This window comes from Methylothermaceae bacteria B42, assembly GCA_001566965.1.
Classification (GTDB): Bacteria; Pseudomonadota; Gammaproteobacteria; order Methylococcales; family Methylothermaceae; genus Methylohalobius.
Map to the genome: position 1 here is coordinate 1 of LSNW01000011.1, position 16,976 is coordinate 16,976.

Sequence of the window (16,976 nt, forward strand, 5' to 3'; positions counted from 1 at the left end):
TTTTCTGAATAATCTATGGCTGGAATGTTATAAAATTTAACCTTATTCCCAGTTTTTAGATTATGCTGTTGTGCAAATCCAGCATTGACTTCTATTGCTTCTGTAACAGGGGTTTCTGATGGATACAAAATTCTTGTCTCATTTGGGGTTGCGTTCTCCACGATTTTTATTATCTTTCCATTGTTAATAAAAATAATATCTAAGGGTATCAGTGTATCTTTCATCCAGAAAATTACCTTTCTTGCAGGACGAAATACAAATACCATTCCCCTATCAGCAGGCAACGATCTTCTGTTCATCAAACCTTTGTCTTGAGCGGACTTATTAGCTGCCACCTCCAGAAAAACAACCGTGCCATCCTTAAAGTGAACACTACCTCGCATTTCATTTTTGCAACTATTCAAAGCCCACAAACTATATATTAGAAAGATGAATATAATAAGCTTCTTGTAGGGAAGGGCGTTGTAATGACTTCGAAACTTATTTGTTTTGTGTATTTTTTTGGTGTTAATGCTATCATTCATTTTCTCTAATAAGCTTAAAGGGCTAATAAATAAGGCCCATTAATAGGGCCTTATTTGGTTAAAATGTCAGTTGTAAATTATATGAGGATAATTTAACTCGTGCTAGATCTCAGTCAAGCAAATTCTCTTTAGATTGAATCTATGTAGTAGATACATGAATATATTTGCGTTATATGTTATCTTCGCATGCTTGGTGTTTATTCGTAAATTGATACGAGTCCTCTTACGATATAATTGCCAAACACTGGATTATATTTTCCCTTTAAAGAAACCTGACATACCGTTTCTCCCTTGTTGTCTATCATGCCCGCAGTAATTGACAATGATCCATCCTCGAAAGCCGGGCGGGTTAATTGAATTTCTTCTAGCCATTTGGATTTAATGTTTGATCCTTCAACAGTCTTTTCTAAGTTCTGCTGGCCTGCTCCTTTTATAATCCTACCGTGACTTTCTGGATCAACAAATAATGTATCGATTATTTGTAAGTGCCATGTTAATGGTGCCTCTGAAAAAGCATGCTGTTTGAATTTGGCTTCTGAATAATAACCCCCCCATTTGTCTCGATATGCAAATAGAAATTCGCTATTAAATTCTGAGAATATCTGCGAATAAAGCATTCCGTTGTTGCTTGAGTTGATTTTATACTTGTTTTGTTTAGTCCCAAATTCTTCACTCACAATTCTTTCAGTTTGGGTGGCCTCAAGGTTAACTTGGTAATTTATATGTCCTCTTGCTTTATTATCTCCTTGTATAACAGAAATGTTAAAAGGGTATACCCCGGATATTTGCTGACACCCTGCATCCATGGCGGCTGCTGCAGCAATGCCAACCATGGTTTCACTTAAAGACAGAAGGTACTCTTCCTGAGGCAGCAAATCAACTTTTGGTTCTGGAATTTCCTGGGCCTTAACACCTATTGCCATTATTGGCACTAATAAGGCAGTTCCGATTTTAATTTTTGAGACTATTTTTTCTATCACTTCCTTCTCCCATCTACGGTCAAATGTGACAAATATTAAGGGCTCAGAATTATCGTTTCAAAAACTATATCTGCTGAGCCCTTTAGACTGCCGGGTATATTGTCAAACGAAGGAATTTTCTTGTTTTTTTCGATTCCAACCAAAAATCCCAACGATAGCGCTTCCAAACAGTAATAATGCGGGCGGTACTGGAACTGCATTAGGGAGACTTGGGGTTGGGCTATCTTCGTTTAGGTCAATATATAACCGCCAATCGGATTTTGGATCGTTAAATCCTTGCCAGGCACCTCCTGGCATAATGGGTTGAAGCGAAAATCTTATTATATCCCCAATTGAACTACCAGGATCTCCCGTATTATTGCCTGTTAAAGGTAAGTCCACATCCACCCTCTGTCCACCAGTCGTCGGTACAGAGAAAAGCGAAGAACTAGAATCGACACTAGTGGATCGGGCGCCTGATAGGTTAGTGACAGAAAACGACCACCATACAGCTGCTGGTGGGGTTGGGAGTGTGCCATTGATTTTTTCAAATCCAAGCCGTATGAAGTCAATATTTGTTTTTGGGGCAATCTGATTTTTAAAAAATATATTAAAACTTTCGCCTGTGGCAGTGGGGCTTGCATTCATGTGCAAGACCATTTCATCAGTATTTTTCACTTCTATCTGAAAGTTTGTATTGCCATCATTTCCTGTATCGCTAGTCAATAGATTACCATTCAAAACAGATTGGGCAGTGTCTATTGTTGCGGCGGTTGTGCTCCCTATTGGCAAGGCGGCTAAGCCCCCCAGCAATATCCCTACTTTGATGCTTAAATGTTGTTTTGATGTAAATAGACTCATTTGTATCACCTCTTTTGGTTACAATTAATTCTCTATTTTCATATAGAGAAAGGACATTAATCAAATTTCTCACCCACTTTAGCCATTACTTCCCTGGGATTCTAATTTTTCAAGTAATTTCCTTGCGTCATTTTTAATTGCTGGATTTGGGTCAGACAAAGCATCCGGCAAATACTGTTTGAGTGTTTCCGGGCTGGCGCGATTGGTCAATATTACCCACGCCTTGCCGCGCATCTCATCATCATCGTCATTCACGGCAATATCGTGTATGGTTTCATCTTTAATGGGTATTCGCTTGTATAACACTAGATCTATAGCCGTTTTTCTAACTTGAGCATCGCTATCTTGCAGTGCTGATTCGAATACTGGAAGCAGCTTGTCTGGTGCATTGGGTATCTGTTGTACTAAATTCTTTAGCGCTTGAATCCTGTCATTCGGTGCAGGGCTATTAAGTGCTTGATCGATCAGTTGATCTAGAGGGTTCTTCTGGGATGATAGCGAATTTGAATTTGGCAATCTAGAGATTGTATTGTTTGCCAGATTGTCTTTTTGTTTTTTCGATGAAGACGTTTCTGCGAGTTTTGGGGGATAGGTTATGTTGGCATCAGGGCCAAAAATGCGTACGAGACCTTCTTTAAGAGGCAAGTCTTCAAAGGCAAGAGTGACGCGTTTATCTTTTTGTTGTTCATTGATAACGATCCCTACCCCTAAAGTTCTGGAGACTTCCTTTGCCACAGTTGATAGAGGCGCGTTGGTCAATTTAGCCGTTAATTTGTTGCCAGGGTGCAGTGCTATAACAATTGAAGTGGCTTCTTCAGCTTGTTGAGCAGTATTTTCGTCGCTACTTTGATTGCGATCACAGCTTGCCAATCCAAAAATTAGCAAGCCGGCACCCACGCTTGCTGCTAAAACAAATCTTTTGATCTTAGACATCATCACTCTACATTCCTCTGGCAACTTCTTAATGGAAATTCCTTGAGAAAAAGCCCCCCTTGCTCATGGGGTTGGCTCGGGGGGCTTTTATCAGTGTACTCAAAGATGAGTAATATTAAACGATTACACAGCTCTTATTGAACTGACAGCATCCCTTGGAAAGATTTTCCGCCAAAATTATTACCAACTACACCATTTAAAGTGATAGTACACGCAGGCACGTTGTCAGGACGGATAAGGGTTTTGGTGATTGCCAAGGAGCCATTGCCGCCATCAGGACGAGTATGCTGGGATCTTTGGCGCCATTTGGATTGCGGCAGATTCAGCTTGGTGATGGCTTCGAGGCCATCGTCTAGCAAAAGCTTACCGAAGGCATTGCTCGGATCTTGCCAGAAATCCTTAATGATATGCTCATCCCACAAAACAGGAACACCAAACTCATTAATAGTGAAAGTAGAGTTGCCTACCAAGATAAAGCCGTTAACACCAAAAGCGAAGTTGCCATTGTAGGAACCAACAACGCCGGCACGGACTTGACCTGTACCCGCTTGGGTAACATTGTAAGAAGTTCCCAGTGTGGAAGTTGCTGGATTAGTGGTGTTGCTCGCATTTAGATTGATTGAAAAGTTCAAGCTACCGTTTCCAGATCCAGCGCCAGTGGTACTGATTTGTACAGGGTAAGAGCCAGTGTATGCTGCGCAGCCCCCCAGTGCACTTTGGTCAGCGGTGATCAAAGCCGCCATAATGCTAAGATAGGACTCAGCGATAACCGTCATCGCCTCTTCACCTGGAGTGGTGTTGGGTGGAGTGAAAGTCTGCGCCTGAACAGTTCCTACCCCAGCAGCAAACGCCAAACCCATGATTGCAGATGCAATTTTTTTCATTTTCATGATAAGACCTCCAAAAAAGTCAAGATTTGTTAATTTCGATTGCGAGTTTCAATCTCTGTTAAAGCCAACCGAAATACAATTAAACTTGTAATCACAGAGACTGGTCTCGGTAATAATACTGCATATTCGATGCCATATGCTATAAAATCCAATCAATTCAATATCTTGTATATTTGTTGATTGAGATGCATTTGCAACTAATAGGGAAATGTAAAAAAGTTTGACACAAAACTTTGTGTGACTGATAGAAATATTGGTTATTGTGTAATTTGAGTGTATTGTTATTGGTCATTTTGCATTTTATGCTAAAACAAGAAACGTTAATTTATAATGAATAAAGGGGTGCGTCGGTATATCTTGCATAGTGTAATCCTGGGCTTAGCTGTACATGCGGGCTTGAGGGGATTTCCCCGAAGCTGCACTGTCGCTGCAAAAATTGTAAATTTTTTTGACAATTTAGCTGACATCGATAAGCCAATCATATGGATTTCGCCCCCCGCTGACAAGCAAAGTAAGGGATTTTGTGAATTTATAGGTCTTATTTTTTGTTTTATCTGGGGCGAATTAATCCACCTGCAAGGACTTAAAGGTGTTTCAGGGAAAAGTATTTCAGAACACTAGGGAAATAGTTGTGGGGCTGGCTAGGGCTATAGTTTGAACGATTCGATATAAAAGAGAGATTGCCTAATGTGAATAATAATTGCTACGCAGGCCTGCAAGAATAGAAAAAATATTGGAGAGGTTTGAGGAAGGTTATCCTGTGCTTTCGCTCATCTCAATCCCAACACATCTTGCATATCATATAGCCCGGCGGGTTGTCCCATGAGCCAGCGGGCGGCGCGGACGGCGCCTTTGGCGAATGTCATGCGGCTGGAGGCTTTGTGGGTGATTTCCAGGCGCTCGCCTTCGCCGGCGAAAAGAACGGTATGTTCGCCGACGATGTCTCCGGCGCGGATGGTGGCGAAACCGATGGTTTTGCGGTCGCGCTGGCCGGTATGGCCTTCGCGGCCATAGACGGCGCATTGCTTGAGATCGCGGCCCAATTCCCGGGCGATGACTTCTCCCATCCGCAGCGCGGTGCCGGAGGGGGCATCCACTTTGTGGCGGTGGTGGGCTTCTATGATTTCGATGTCCACGTCGTCGCCCAGCACTGCGGCGGCGGTTTCCAATAGTTTTAATGCCAGGTTTACACCGATGCTCATGTTGGGCGCGAAAACGATGGGAATGGCGGTGGCCGCGGCCTGGATATCCGAGATATCGGCGATGCCCAGACCGGTAGTACCGATGACGATGGGTTTATGGTGGTGTCGGCAAAAAGCCAGCCACTGGCGGGAAGCTTCGGGCAGGGTAAAGTCGATTAGCAGGTCAAAATCCGCGCTGTTTTCCAAGGCGTCTGTCACCGGGACTCCAAGCGGTTCAATGCCGGCCACTTCGCCGGCGTCTTTCCCCAAGGCGGGCGAATCCGGGCGCGCCAAGGCGGCGGCCAACTGCATATCGTCCGTCGAGGAAACTGCTTGAATCAGGGCTTTTCCCATGCGTCCGGTGGCGCCGGGTATCGCGACTTTTATCATGCTGAGTTGGTCTTTCCCGGTTTGAGTTTTTCAAAAAATTGCTTGACTCCGTCGAGCCAGTTATGTTCCTGGGGGCTGTGATGGCTGCCGCCGCCTTGCAAGGCGGCGTCCAGTTGCTTGAGCAGTTCAATTTGTTCTTTGGTGAGACGCACCGGGGTTTCCACTTTTACCCGGCAGATGAGATCCCCTTGGGGGCCGCCGCGTACAGGTTTGACGCCTTTGCCCCGGAGCCGGAAAAGGGCGCCGGTTTGGGTTTCTGGCGGAATTTTCAGCGCCACCTTGCCGTCCAGGGTGGGCACTTCCAGCTCGCCTCCCAGGGCGGCGGTGGTAAAGCTAATGGGAACCTCGCAATATAAATTACTGCCATCGCGGGTGAAGATAGGATGTTCCTTGACCTGAATTTGAACGTACAAATCCCCGGCAGGACCGCCTTTGTCGCCGGCTTCCCCTTCCCCGGCCAGGCGGATTCGGTCGCCGGTATCGACGCCGGACGGGATTTTGACTGATAGGGTCTTGGTTTTTTGAACCCGCCCCTGGCCATGGCATTTGCGGCAGGGGTTGCGGATTTCGGTACCCGCTCCCTGACATTGGGGGCAGGTTTGTTGAACCGAGAAGAATCCTTGTTGCATCCTGACCACGCCCTGGCCATGGCAGAGGGAGCAAGTGCTGGGTTTGCTGCCATTACGGGCGCCGCTGCCGCCGCACTCATCGCAAGTGACCAGGGTAGGCACCTGGATTTGCACTTCGGTGCCGGCCACGGCTTGTTCCAGGGTGATTTCCAGGTTATAGCGCAAATCCGCACCCCGCCGGGCCTGGTGGCCACGGCGTCCCCGCCCCCGGCTGCCCATGCCAAACAGGTCTTCGAAGACTTCGCCAAAGATATCGCTGAAGCTTTCGGCGCTGAAGCCGGGGCCTCCGGCGGCGCCGCCTTGCACGCCCGCGTGGCCGAATTGGTCGTAAGCGGCGCGTTTTTGCGGATCGCTCAGAACATCGTAGGCTTCTTTGACCTGTTTGAATTTTTCTTCGGCCTCGGGGTTGTCCGCGTTGCGGTCGGGATGATATTTCATCGCCATTTTACGGAAAGCGCGCTTGATCTCCGCTTCGCTGGCATTTCTGGAAATCCCGAGAATTACATAATAATCTTCTGCCATAGATACAACATCGCCGCCGGTTTTCACCGGCGGCTTTCCTCGTTAGTTCAACCCAAATTCAGCAGGACTTGAATGGCTCAAACCCTGCTTTAAGCATAGCGTTATTTTTTATCGTCATCCTTCACTTCTTCAAATTCCGCGTCGACGACTTCCTCGTCACCTCCTGCCTGACCGCTCTCACCAGCAGCGCCTCCAGCGCCGGGTTCGCCCGCCGTGCCAGCGCTTTCGCCGCCGGCCTGCTGATACATTTGTTGCGCCAGCTTACCAGAAAGTTCAGCCAGTGCCTGGGTTTTGGCGGTGATAGCGTCTTTGTCGTCGCCCTTCATAGTCTCTTCCAGATCCTTGATGGCGGCTTCAATTTTTTCCTTCTCGTCTGCCGGAACCTTGTCACCCAACTCTTCCAGGCTTTTGCGGGTCGCGTGAATCAAAGAGTCTGCTTCGTTCCGCGCGGTGACCAGTTCCTTGAAGCGACGGTCTTCCTCGGCGTGAAGTTCCGCGTCACGGATCATTTTCTCGATTTCTTCCTCGGTCAAGCCGCTGGATGCCTTGATAACAATTGACTGTTCCTTGCCCGTGGCCTTGTCTTTGGCCGACACGTGTAGGATACCATTAGCGTCGATGTCAAAGGTAACCTCAATTTGCGGCACACCCCGGGGCGCTGGCGGAATCCCGGCCAATTCGAATTTACCCAGGGATTTGTTATCCTTGGCCATTTCCCGCTCGCCCTGGAGGACGTGAACCGTCACCGCGCTTTGGTTGTCCTCGGCGGTAGAGAAAATCTGGCTCGCCTTGGTGGGGATGGTGGTGTTTTTCTCGATTAGTTTGGTCATTACCCCGCCCAGGGTTTCAATTCCCAGGGACAACGGCGTGACATCCAAAAGCAGAACGTCCTTAACCTCGCCGCCCAAAACGCCTGCCTGGATTGCCGCGCCCAGAGCCACAGCCTCATCCGGGTTGACGTCTTTGCGCGGTTCTTTGCCGAAGATCTCCTTGACGAATTCCTGTACCTTCGGCATCCGGGTCTGGCCGCCCACCAAGATGACATCGTCGATGTCGGAAGCCGACAGACCAGCATCCTTCAACGCCATTTCGCAAGGACCGCGGGTTTTATCAATCAAGTCTTCCACCAGCGATTCCAATTTGGCCCGGGTCAGTTTCACATTCAGGTGTTTGGGGCCCGTGGCATCGGCGGTGATATAGGGCAGATTGATGTCGGTTTGCTGGGTGGAAGACAATTCGATCTTGGCTTTTTCCGCTGCTTCCTTCAGGCGTTGTAATGCCAGTGGATCGTTGCGCAAATCGATACCGCTGTCTTTTTTGAATTCATCCACCAAATAATCAATGACCCGCTTGTCGAAGTCTTCGCCACCCAGGAAAGTATCGCCGTTGGTAGCCAGCACTTCGAATTGACGCTCACCTTCCACATCGGCCATTTCGATGATGGAGATGTCAAAGGTGCCGCCGCCGAGGTCATAGACCGCGATTTTGCGGTCGCCTTGTTGTTTGTCCATGCCGAAGGCCAGCGCCGCGGCGGTGGGTTCATTGATGATCCGCTTGACTTCCAGGCCGGCGATACGTCCAGCGTCCTTGGTGGCCTGACGCTGGGAATCATTGAAGTAGGCGGGTACGGTAATCACCGCCTCGGTGATTTTTTCTCCAAGAAAAGCTTCCGCGTCTTCCTTGAGTTTTTTCAAAACCCGGGCGGAAATTTCCGGCGGTGCCATCTTTTTGCCGGTGGCGGGCACTTCCACCCAGGCATCGCCGTTGGGTGCGGCCACGATTTTGTAAGGCACCATGTCCATGTCTTTTTTAACCACCGGATCATCAAATTTCCGTCCAATCAGACGCTTGATTGCAAACAGGGTGTTTTCCGGGTTGGTAATGGCCTGGCGTTTGGCCGGTTGGCCTACCAATACTTCCCCTTCTTTGGTGAATGCGACGACCGAAGGGGTGGTGCGTTGCCCTTCGGCGTTTTCAATCACTCGGGGCTTGCCACCCTCGAGGATTGCCATACAGGAATTAGTGGTTCCTAAATCGATACCTAAAATCTTTGCCATTGTGTTTCTCCGTTTCTGTTATCCATTGCCCCGCTACTGATGAGTAAATGGGGCCGATTATGATGTTTTCAAGCTTGTTCGTCGATATGCTGCTCACCATCAGGCGGTTTGGCCACTACGACCAATGCGGGGCGGATGAGGCGGTCGTTGAGGAGATAGCCTTTTTGGAAAACCTTGACGACGGTATCGGGTTCCACCCCCTTGACCGGCTCGGTTGCCATGGCTTGGTGGAATTCCGGGTCGAACTTTTCTCCGGTGGGATCAATGGGGGTGATATTAAAGCGTTCTAGTACCGTCAGCATTTGCTTTAGGGTTAACTCGACGCCTTCGCGGATTTTTTCCACTTCATCGGTTTCTACCGCAGCTTGTAGCCCCAGTTCCAAGCTGTCCACCACGGAAAGCAGTTCTTTGGCAAACTTTTCGAGGGCGTATTTCTGCGCGTTCTCCAGTTCCCGCTCCATTCTCCGCCGCAGGTTTTCCATTTCGGCTTGCGCGCGTAGAAACTTTTCCCAATTTTCCTCGGCTTTCTTTTCCGCCTCGGTGAGCTGTTGCCGTAAAATCCCGACTTCGTCGGAAAGCGCTTCCGTTTCCGGATTTTCGACAGCAGTTTCCTGCTGGGGATCTTTCATCTCCTCGCTGGCTGTCATGGTTCACTCCACTGTAATAATTTGAAATTCTGAAATTTAAGATGGGGACGATAATTTTTGATTCAAGGCGGTGCTGAGTAATTTGGCGGTGACATCGACTAATGGAATAACACTATCGTAATGCATGCGCGTCGGACCGATGACGCCAAGCACGCCTAATACTCGGTCTTCCACCGAATAGGCACGGGTTACCAAGCTACACTGATCCAGCGGCTGGTAACCGGATTCTTCGCCGATGAATATCTGCACGCCTTGGGCTTCAATGCATTGATCGAGCAGGTGAATCAAATCCCGTTTTTCGTTGAAGGCTTCAAAAAGGTTACGCAGCCGGTCACGATCGGACAATTCGGCGAAATCCATCAATTGAGTCTGGCCTGAAAGAACAAAATCTTCCTCAAGGGAGTCGGCATTTAATACGGATTGGGCCATTGCCACCACGGCCCGCATTTCATTGTTCATTTGCTCGCCAGTGTTTTTCATATCGTTCACCAGGGCGGCGCGCATTTCAGTCAAGCGCTTGCCCTCAAAATGGGCATTGAGGTAATTGGCCGCCTGTTGCAATTGAGCCGGGGTAAAAGCTTTGGCGGGACGGATAATCCGGTTATGGACTTCGTGATCGCCGGTTACCAAAATCACCAGCACTTCCCCTTGAGACAAAGGCAGAAATTCAATGTGGCGAAAAGCGATTTGCTGGCGCTTGGGCAGGGTAACCAGGCCGGCCATGCGGGTCATTCGCGCCAATAATTGCGAGGCACTTTCCAAAATATGGTGAGGATCTTCGTGGTCTTCGAAGTCATCCCACAGTTGCTGGATGATTTCCCGCTCCAGGGGCTTGACCGTCAGCAACGAATCAATAAACAGCCGGTAACCCTTGACAGTCGGAACCCGTCCAGCGGAGGTGTGGGGAGATGCCACCAGGCCCATTTCTTCGAGATCGGCCATGACATTGCGGATTGTCGCAGGGCTCAGGTTCAGCCCCGGTTCTTTGGAAAGCGCGCGCGAACCCACCGGTTGACCGTCTTCTATATAGCGATCGATCAGAATCTTCAGCAGGTGTTGGGCGCGTTCGGTTAATTCCAATGGTTTCGTCATTTTGCAAGCAATCGCAATGTTAGCACTCTATTTCTCTGAGTGCTAAAAGTAGCAATGTATGGATAAGCTGTCAAGAAAGCCCTATCATAAGGGACGCGCCCAATAATTCATTTGTAAATTCACGGTGCTAAAAATAAATAGAAAAGAACAATCCGGAAGGGCTTGTTTTGGCAGGGCATAATTTTCAAAGCAAATTTTTAGATTCCGGGTCTTGCTCCCGCTTTCGCGGGCCTTCACCCGTTATGACGTCAAGGGTGAGATTTTTCGACAGACCCTGGCATCGCTGTCATTTCCGCGAAAGCGGGAATCCAGTTGCGGAAGGGTTTGGATAGGCAAATACTAATTCTTTAAAGAATTCAAGCAAACCTATGTGACGCGTCCAGTGAACCCTCGTTTTAACACCATCGGCATCATCGCCAAGCCCAATGCAGAGCGGGTTGGCCCCACTTTGAAAAGTCTTTACAGCCATCTCATGGCCAAAGGTTTCAAAGTGCTTTTGGATGAATCCAGCTGGCGGATATTGTCTGCCCCCGCTGAGCAAGCCTGTGCGGCGATGGAATTGGGGCGGGAATGTGACGTGATAATCGCCGTGGGTGGAGATGGTACGCTTCTGAATGCCGTGCGCGCGGTAGCCGCATTCGAAACCCCTGTGATTGGCGTCAATTTGGGGCGCATCGGTTTTTTGGTGGACATCTCCCCCGATCAAGCCCTGCCCAAATTGGATGAGATCCTGGCGGGACGCTATATCACGGAGGAGCGTTTGATGCTGCGCGCCCAAATCCATCGCGACGGCAAAGTGATTCACGAAGAGGTTGCCGTCAACGAGGTGGTGGTCCACCGCTGGATTACCCCGAGCATGATCGAGTTGATCACCCATATCAACGGCCGCTTTCTCAATTCCCAACGGGCTGATGGTTTGATCGTTTCCACGCCCACAGGATCCACGGCTTATGCCTTATCAGGGGGCGGGCCGATTTTATATCCCACTTTAAATGCCATTGGTTTGGTGCCTATCAATCCCCATACCCTGACTAATCGTCCTATTGTGATTGATGGCGATAGCGAAGTGGCGATTGCTTTTGGCAGTACCAAGCAAATCCGGGCGGAAGTGACTTGCGATACGGTTTCAATTCCAGAGGTGTTGATTGACGATCATATTGTCATCAAAAAAGCGGATAAACCATTTAAGCTATTGCATCCAGTGGATTATGACTTTTTTGAAATTTTGCGGGTCAAATTGAATTGGAGCAGCGGTTAAGCTGCCGCGTGTTCGTGTTTCTGCACTAACGCCCGATATAATTCGCAAATTATACGAATCCTTTTGAGCCTGCAGTATTTATGTTAACGGCACTTACCATTCGCGATTTGGCGGTTGTTAAATCGCTGGATTTGGAATTCTACCACGGTTTTACGGCCCTGACGGGGGAAACCGGCGCGGGTAAATCTATTCTTCTTACCGCCTTGGGGTTGGCCCTGGGTGAGCGGGCGGCTGCTGATATTGTCCGCGATGGCGCTGAGAAGGCGGAAATCATTCTTGAGTTTGATCTTTCCAGGGCGGGTGAGGTTCGTCAATGGCTGCGGGATAACGATTTGGACGGTGGAGACACTTGCCTGATCCGCCGCACGGTTGCCGTGCAAGGGCGCTCGCGGGCCTTTCTCAATGACCGTCCGGTGAGCCTGCAAACACTTCAGAATCTGGCCCGTCAGTTGGTGGAAATTCACGGCCAACACGCCCATTTGCGGCTTCTGCAATCCGAGGCGCAGCGCCGCTTGCTGGATAACCATGCACAGGCTGAAGCCTTGGCCGCGCAACTCGCCCGGGCCTATCAGCAATGGCGGGAAGCCAGCAAACAATTGGCGCAAGTGCGCCAATCATCAACCGATCAGGCCTTGCGGGAGGATTTTTTGCGTTTCCAGATCCAGGAAATGGAAGAAGCTGGCATAGAAACTCTCGATTACGAATCCCTGGTGGAAGATCATACCCGCTTGGCCAATTTAGACAAGATTTTGACCAGTGCCCAGGCACAACTCCATCAGCTTCATGATGCGGAAACATCAGTAGCCTCCCAAGTGGATAGCGCCGCCCGGGAGATGGAATCCCTTTCTGAACTGGCGCCCGAATTCAGCGAAGTCAGTGACTTGCTTCGTCAGGCTCAGGTGCAACTGGAAGAAGCAGGTCACTCCCTGCGCCGCTTGCTGGATGGTCTGGAAAACGACCCAGCCGAGTTGGAGCGCTTGGAAGCCCAATTAAGTACGTTACATGATCTTGCCCGCAAGCACCGTGTTCAGCCCGAGGAGCTTCCCCAGGCCATAGTCAAGATGCAAGAGGAACTGCACAACATTACCCATCAGGAGGAAATGATTGGCGAATTGGAACAGCGCTGCCGGCAACTTTTTGACCGCTATCAAGCTTTTGCGGACGAACTCAGCCAGCGGCGACGGGAGCACGCGCCCCTACTTTCCCAGCGTATTAGCGAATTGATGCATGAATTGGGCATGCCTCACGGACAGTTCGTCATCGATTTGCAAAGCCAGACCGATGGGGAACCCCGGCTGGAGGGGTGGGATCGTATCGAATTTTTGGTAACCACCAATCCCGGCCAACCGCCCAGGCCATTAGCAAAAGTTGCCTCAGGCGGAGAATTGTCGCGCTTGAGTCTGGCCATCCAAGTGGCTTGCGGAGAGAAAAAACCGGTGCCTACTCTGATTTTCGATGAAGTTGACACCGGCATCGGTGGTGGGGTGGCGGAAATTGTCGGTCAACGGCTGCGGGAGCTGGGCCGGGATCGGCAAGTCTTGTGCGTGACCCATCTGCCTCAAGTCGCCGCCCAGGCCCATCATCATCTAAAAGTCAGCAAAACCAGCGCCGAGGCAAGCTCCGAGACCCAGGTGGAACCTCTGGAACCTTCCGCCAGAGAGCAAGAGATTGCGCGGATGCTGGGGGGCGTCAAAATCACTGAGCAAACCCTTGCCCACGCCCAGGAAATGCTGCGGTGGGCCAAGGAATGACCAACTTGCGAATGCCCTCGGAATGGGCGCCGCAGTCTTTTGTGTTGATTGCCTGGCCTGATCCTGAAGGGGATTTTAGTCCCTGGCTGGAAGAAGTGGAGCGGTGCTACGGTTTGATCGCCGCAGTCATCAGCCAGCATCAGCCAGTGTTGATTTTATTTCGTGAATCCGCCCGCCTAAATGCCATCAGGCAAAGATTGCAGCAACAAAAGGCGGTCGATTCCAATGTGCGGTTTCTGCAAGCCGCCTACGATGATGTATGGGTTCGTGATACCGCGCCCCTGGCGGTGATGAAAAATTATCGTCCGGTCTTGGTGAATTTTCTCTTCAACGGCTGGGGGGAAAAGTATCCTTGCCAGAAGGACCAAAAACTGGGGGAGACTTTGTATCAATCCGGAGTTTTTGGCGATATTCATTATCAGAAAGTGGATTGGGTGCTGGAAGATGGGAGTATCGAAACCGATGGCGAGGGAACATTGCTGGCGACAAGACGTTCAATTTTCAATCCCAACCGAAATGACGACCCGGAAAACGCAGAAGCGGTGTTGAGAAATCATTTAGGCTTCAAGCGATTTTTGTGGTTGGATCACGGTCATTTGGAAGGCGATGATACCGACGCCCATATTGATACCCTGGCGCGTTTTTGCCAGCCGGATACCATAGCTTATACTGCTTGCGACAATCCTGACGATTCCCATTATTCTGATCTTAAGGCCATGGCCACGCAATTGGCGGCATTCAAAACCCCAACTGGCAATCCTTATCGGCTTTCTCCCTTGCCCATACCCAAACCAATATACGATGATGAAGGGCGACGGCTGCCAGCCAATTATGCTAATTTTTTGATTATTAACGGCGCCGTGTTAGTGCCTGTATATAATGATCCGGCTGACAGGATTGCTTTGGCGCAATTAAAAGTGTGTTTTCCAGGCCGCAAAATTATACCTATTCCTGCCAAACCTTTAATTCATCAATATGGCAGTTTGCATTGTATGTCCATGCAATATCCTGCGGCGGTCAAATGTGAGGTGAAGCAATGACGGAAAGTTTTAAGGTCGCAGTCATACAGCAAGCTTGTCATGGCAGTTGGCAGGAAAATATGGAAACTGTTTGCCGTCATATCCGCCAGGCGGCCAGCGAAGGCGCGGAATTGGTATTATTGCCAGAACTTCATGGATTGCCTTATTTCTGCCAAATCGAATCTACCGCCAATTTTGATCTGGCGGAAACCATTCCCGGGAAAACAACGGAAAAGCTGGGTGACTTGGCCAGGGAATTAAACATTGTTATTGTCGCTTCGGTATTTGAGCGCCGTTCTCCAGGACTCCACCATAATACCTCAGTGGTCTTGGAAAAAGACGGAAGTATCGCCGGTATTTATCGCAAAATGCATATTCCCGATGATCCGGGTTTTTATGAAAAATTTTATTTCACCCCCGGCGATCTCGGTTTTCAGCCTATTTCCACCAGTGTCGCCAAGTTGGGTGTATTGGTCTGTTGGGATCAGTGGTTTCCAGAGGCTGCGCGTTTGATGGCGCTGGCTGGCGCGGAAATCCTGCTTTATCCCACGGCTATTGGCTGGGATCCCCGCGATGATGACGGAGAAAAAAGGCGGCAACTGGAGGCTTGGCAATTGAGTCAAAGAGCCCATGCTGTCGCCAATGGGCTCCCTGTTGCGTCTTGCAACCGGATACAACTGGAACCTGACCCTAGCCATCAAACCCCGGGGATTCATTTTTGGGGTAATAGTTTTATTGCTGGCCCCCAGGGCGAGCTATTGGCTCAAGCAGGTTCAGAGGAAGAGAGTGTTCTCATAGCCCAAATTTCCCGCAGGCGCTACGAGGAGGTCCGCCGAATCTGGCCCTTTTTTCGGGATCGTCGAATAGACGCTTACCAAGGCTTGACTCGGCGGTATCTGGATTAATTCGCAGTGCCCCGACAATCAATCCTTTACGTGTTTAAATAACGTAGTCCTGGATTAATCCTAAGGTTACACCAGCAGGATCCGGGATGCTGGTATAATGTTCAGGCTAGATCAATCGTGTATTCTGAATTCTTCCCGGTCATGACCTTGTTCAACCAGCTCCCGCATCCAGCGGGGCATTTGGCCTCGTCCTGTCCAGGTTAAAGAAGGATCGGTAGGATGACGATATTTAATTGGCACTTTAATACCTTTCCGGGATCTTCGTGTGGAAACTCCGGCTTTCTTGTCCCGAATCTCCACTTCCAAACCAACCGACTCTGCCAATTCCCTTATTTGCGCAATAACCTGTTCCCGTTTTTCTTTGGTTTTTGTTTCCAGGGTTTTGCGGGCTTCTTCAATAACTTTTTGCAATTCTTCTTCAGACAAATCCTGAAGTTCAGCAATTTGCATATCCATCAATACCTCTTCTATAGACAATTGATCCAATATAAAGGAAGCCATAGATATTTATGACTTCTTGTTAATTATTATACGACATTTTTATTAATAAGTTCATTCATTATGCCAATGATCAAACGACTCGCTTCAGCACTGATAATGATATTCAATGTTTTAATTCTGTTGTCAGTCGAATTCACCATGGCTGGTGAAGAAAAAGAGCAGGTCAATATCACCAAAAACGTGGCCAAAGTACAAATAAAAACATCAAGTTCGCTAGTCGTGATTCAGCGCGACCAGGATACTACCCATACCATTGATCCCCCCTTTGATAAAACTTCCCGGCCTTGTCCACCTTTTTGTATTCAACCTATTAGCATCTCTAATGAAGTTAAAACTCTGGGGGAATTGGAGTTAATCACTTTTATGCAGGCCATCCCTTCTGACCCTGAAAAAATGCTCATTGATGCGCGCATACCGGAGTGGTATCAAAAAGAAACCCTGCCGCTCGCTATTAATGTTCCGTGGACAGAGTTCGAAAAAAAATTGGGCCATATTTTGCTTGAGCATTTCGGCGCTAAAAAAACAAAGTCGGGGTGGAATTTTTCCAACGCCAAGCATCTGGTTTTTTTTTGTAATGGTATCTGGAGCCCGCGTTCAGCTTATGTCATTCGAAAATTATTAGCCGTCAATTATCCTGCGGATAAAATACAATGGTATCGAGGGGGGATGCAAGCCTGGAAAAGTTTGGGATTGACAACATCCAAGCCGTGATAAGGGCGACTTGTTTGAATCACTTTTGGGTGACAAGTGATCTACAAATAAACAACTAAGAAGCGTTAAACCAAAGCTAAATATAACAGTCTCAACAGTCTCAATGGGTAAAGTTATTGGATAGGAATAAGCATATAATCGCCTTG

Annotated in this window: 16 protein-coding genes and 1 pseudogene; 6 read left to right on the top strand and 11 right to left on the bottom strand. The window is 48.8% G+C overall.

What is annotated here, in order from left to right; genetic code table 11:
- The 5 genes and pseudogenes from AXA67_05705 to AXA67_05725 form a co-directional block, all read right to left on the bottom strand.
- Positions 1–524 (bottom strand): annotated as a pseudogene (locus tag AXA67_05705) (hypothetical protein).
- A 197-nt stretch (positions 525–721) separates the two neighbouring features.
- Entirely contained in the window at positions 722–1,504 is a 783-nt protein-coding gene (locus AXA67_05710) for a hypothetical protein (protein KXJ41356.1), read from the bottom strand.
- Between the two features lie 102 nt (positions 1,505–1,606).
- Positions 1,607–2,344, bottom strand: a complete 738-nt coding sequence (locus AXA67_05715; protein ID KXJ41357.1) for a hypothetical protein — start codon at positions 2,342–2,344, stop codon at positions 1,607–1,609.
- Between the two features lie 78 nt (positions 2,345–2,422).
- Positions 2,423–3,280, bottom strand: a complete 858-nt coding sequence (locus tag AXA67_05720) for a hypothetical protein (GenBank protein KXJ41358.1) — start codon at positions 3,278–3,280, stop codon at positions 2,423–2,425.
- A 131-nt stretch (positions 3,281–3,411) separates the two neighbouring features.
- Complete coding sequence (locus AXA67_05725) at positions 3,412–4,167, bottom strand: hypothetical protein (protein KXJ41359.1); 756 nt, start codon at positions 4,165–4,167, stop codon at positions 3,412–3,414.
- A gap of 330 nt (positions 4,168–4,497) precedes the next feature.
- Here AXA67_05725 and AXA67_05730 point away from each other — a divergent pair, with 330 nt between their 5' ends.
- Positions 4,498–4,788 carry a hypothetical protein gene (locus AXA67_05730; protein KXJ41360.1) on the top strand — a complete coding sequence of 97 codons (291 nt, stop codon included), beginning with the start codon at positions 4,498–4,500 and terminating at the stop codon, positions 4,786–4,788.
- Between the two features lie 149 nt (positions 4,789–4,937).
- Here AXA67_05730 and AXA67_05735 read toward each other — a convergent pair whose 3' ends face one another.
- The 5 genes from AXA67_05735 to AXA67_05755 all read right to left on the bottom strand — a co-directional run bounded on the left by AXA67_05735 (position 4,938) and on the right by AXA67_05755 (position 10,685).
- On the bottom strand, positions 4,938–5,738 hold the full coding sequence (locus tag AXA67_05735; GenBank protein KXJ41361.1) for a 4-hydroxy-tetrahydrodipicolinate reductase: 801 nt from the start codon (positions 5,736–5,738) through the stop codon (positions 4,938–4,940).
- Entirely contained in the window at positions 5,735–6,889 is a 1,155-nt protein-coding gene (locus AXA67_05740; protein KXJ41436.1) for a molecular chaperone DnaJ, read from the bottom strand. The genes AXA67_05735 and AXA67_05740 overlap by 4 nt, the downstream gene beginning before the upstream one ends.
- Positions 6,890–6,990: 101 nt before the next feature.
- Positions 6,991–8,946, bottom strand: a complete 1,956-nt coding sequence (gene dnaK / locus AXA67_05745) for a molecular chaperone DnaK (GenBank protein ID KXJ41362.1) — start codon at positions 8,944–8,946, stop codon at positions 6,991–6,993.
- Positions 8,947–9,014: 68 nt separating this feature from the next.
- Positions 9,015–9,593 carry a molecular chaperone GrpE gene (locus tag AXA67_05750; protein KXJ41363.1) on the bottom strand — a complete coding sequence of 193 codons (579 nt, stop codon included), beginning with the start codon at positions 9,591–9,593 and terminating at the stop codon, positions 9,015–9,017.
- Positions 9,594–9,629: 36 nt separating this feature from the next.
- Positions 9,630–10,685 carry a heat-inducible transcriptional repressor HrcA gene (locus AXA67_05755; protein ID KXJ41364.1) on the bottom strand — a complete coding sequence of 352 codons (1,056 nt, stop codon included), beginning with the start codon at positions 10,683–10,685 and terminating at the stop codon, positions 9,630–9,632.
- Positions 10,686–11,067: 382 nt separating this feature from the next.
- Between AXA67_05755 and AXA67_05760 the strand changes: the two genes are divergently transcribed.
- The 4 genes from AXA67_05760 (at position 11,068) to AXA67_05775 (ending at position 15,618) form a co-directional block, all read left to right on the top strand.
- Positions 11,068–11,943 (top strand): NAD(+) kinase, encoded by an 876-nt coding sequence (locus tag AXA67_05760; GenBank protein KXJ41365.1) that lies wholly within the window; start codon positions 11,068–11,070, stop codon positions 11,941–11,943.
- An 80-nt stretch (positions 11,944–12,023) separates the two neighbouring features.
- Positions 12,024–13,694, top strand: coding sequence for a DNA repair protein RecN (locus tag AXA67_05765; GenBank protein ID KXJ41366.1), 1,671 nt, complete (start codon positions 12,024–12,026; stop codon positions 13,692–13,694).
- Positions 13,691–14,734, top strand: a complete 1,044-nt coding sequence (locus AXA67_05770; GenBank protein ID KXJ41367.1) for an agmatine deiminase — start codon at positions 13,691–13,693, stop codon at positions 14,732–14,734. The genes AXA67_05765 and AXA67_05770 overlap by 4 nt, the downstream gene beginning before the upstream one ends.
- Positions 14,731–15,618 carry an acyltransferase gene (locus tag AXA67_05775; protein KXJ41368.1) on the top strand — a complete coding sequence of 296 codons (888 nt, stop codon included), beginning with the start codon at positions 14,731–14,733 and terminating at the stop codon, positions 15,616–15,618. Before AXA67_05770 ends, AXA67_05775 begins: the two co-directional genes overlap by 4 nt.
- 111 nt (positions 15,619–15,729) lie before the next feature.
- On the opposite strand, the gene AXA67_05780 is transcribed toward AXA67_05775, so the two are convergent.
- Positions 15,730–16,062, bottom strand: a complete 333-nt coding sequence (locus AXA67_05780) for a histone (GenBank protein ID KXJ41437.1) — start codon at positions 16,060–16,062, stop codon at positions 15,730–15,732.
- A 153-nt stretch (positions 16,063–16,215) separates the two neighbouring features.
- Here AXA67_05780 and AXA67_05785 point away from each other — a divergent pair, with 153 nt between their 5' ends.
- Positions 16,216–16,830 carry a hypothetical protein gene (locus AXA67_05785; protein KXJ41369.1) on the top strand — a complete coding sequence of 205 codons (615 nt, stop codon included), beginning with the start codon at positions 16,216–16,218 and terminating at the stop codon, positions 16,828–16,830.
- The last annotated feature ends 146 nt before the right edge of the window (positions 16,831–16,976 follow it).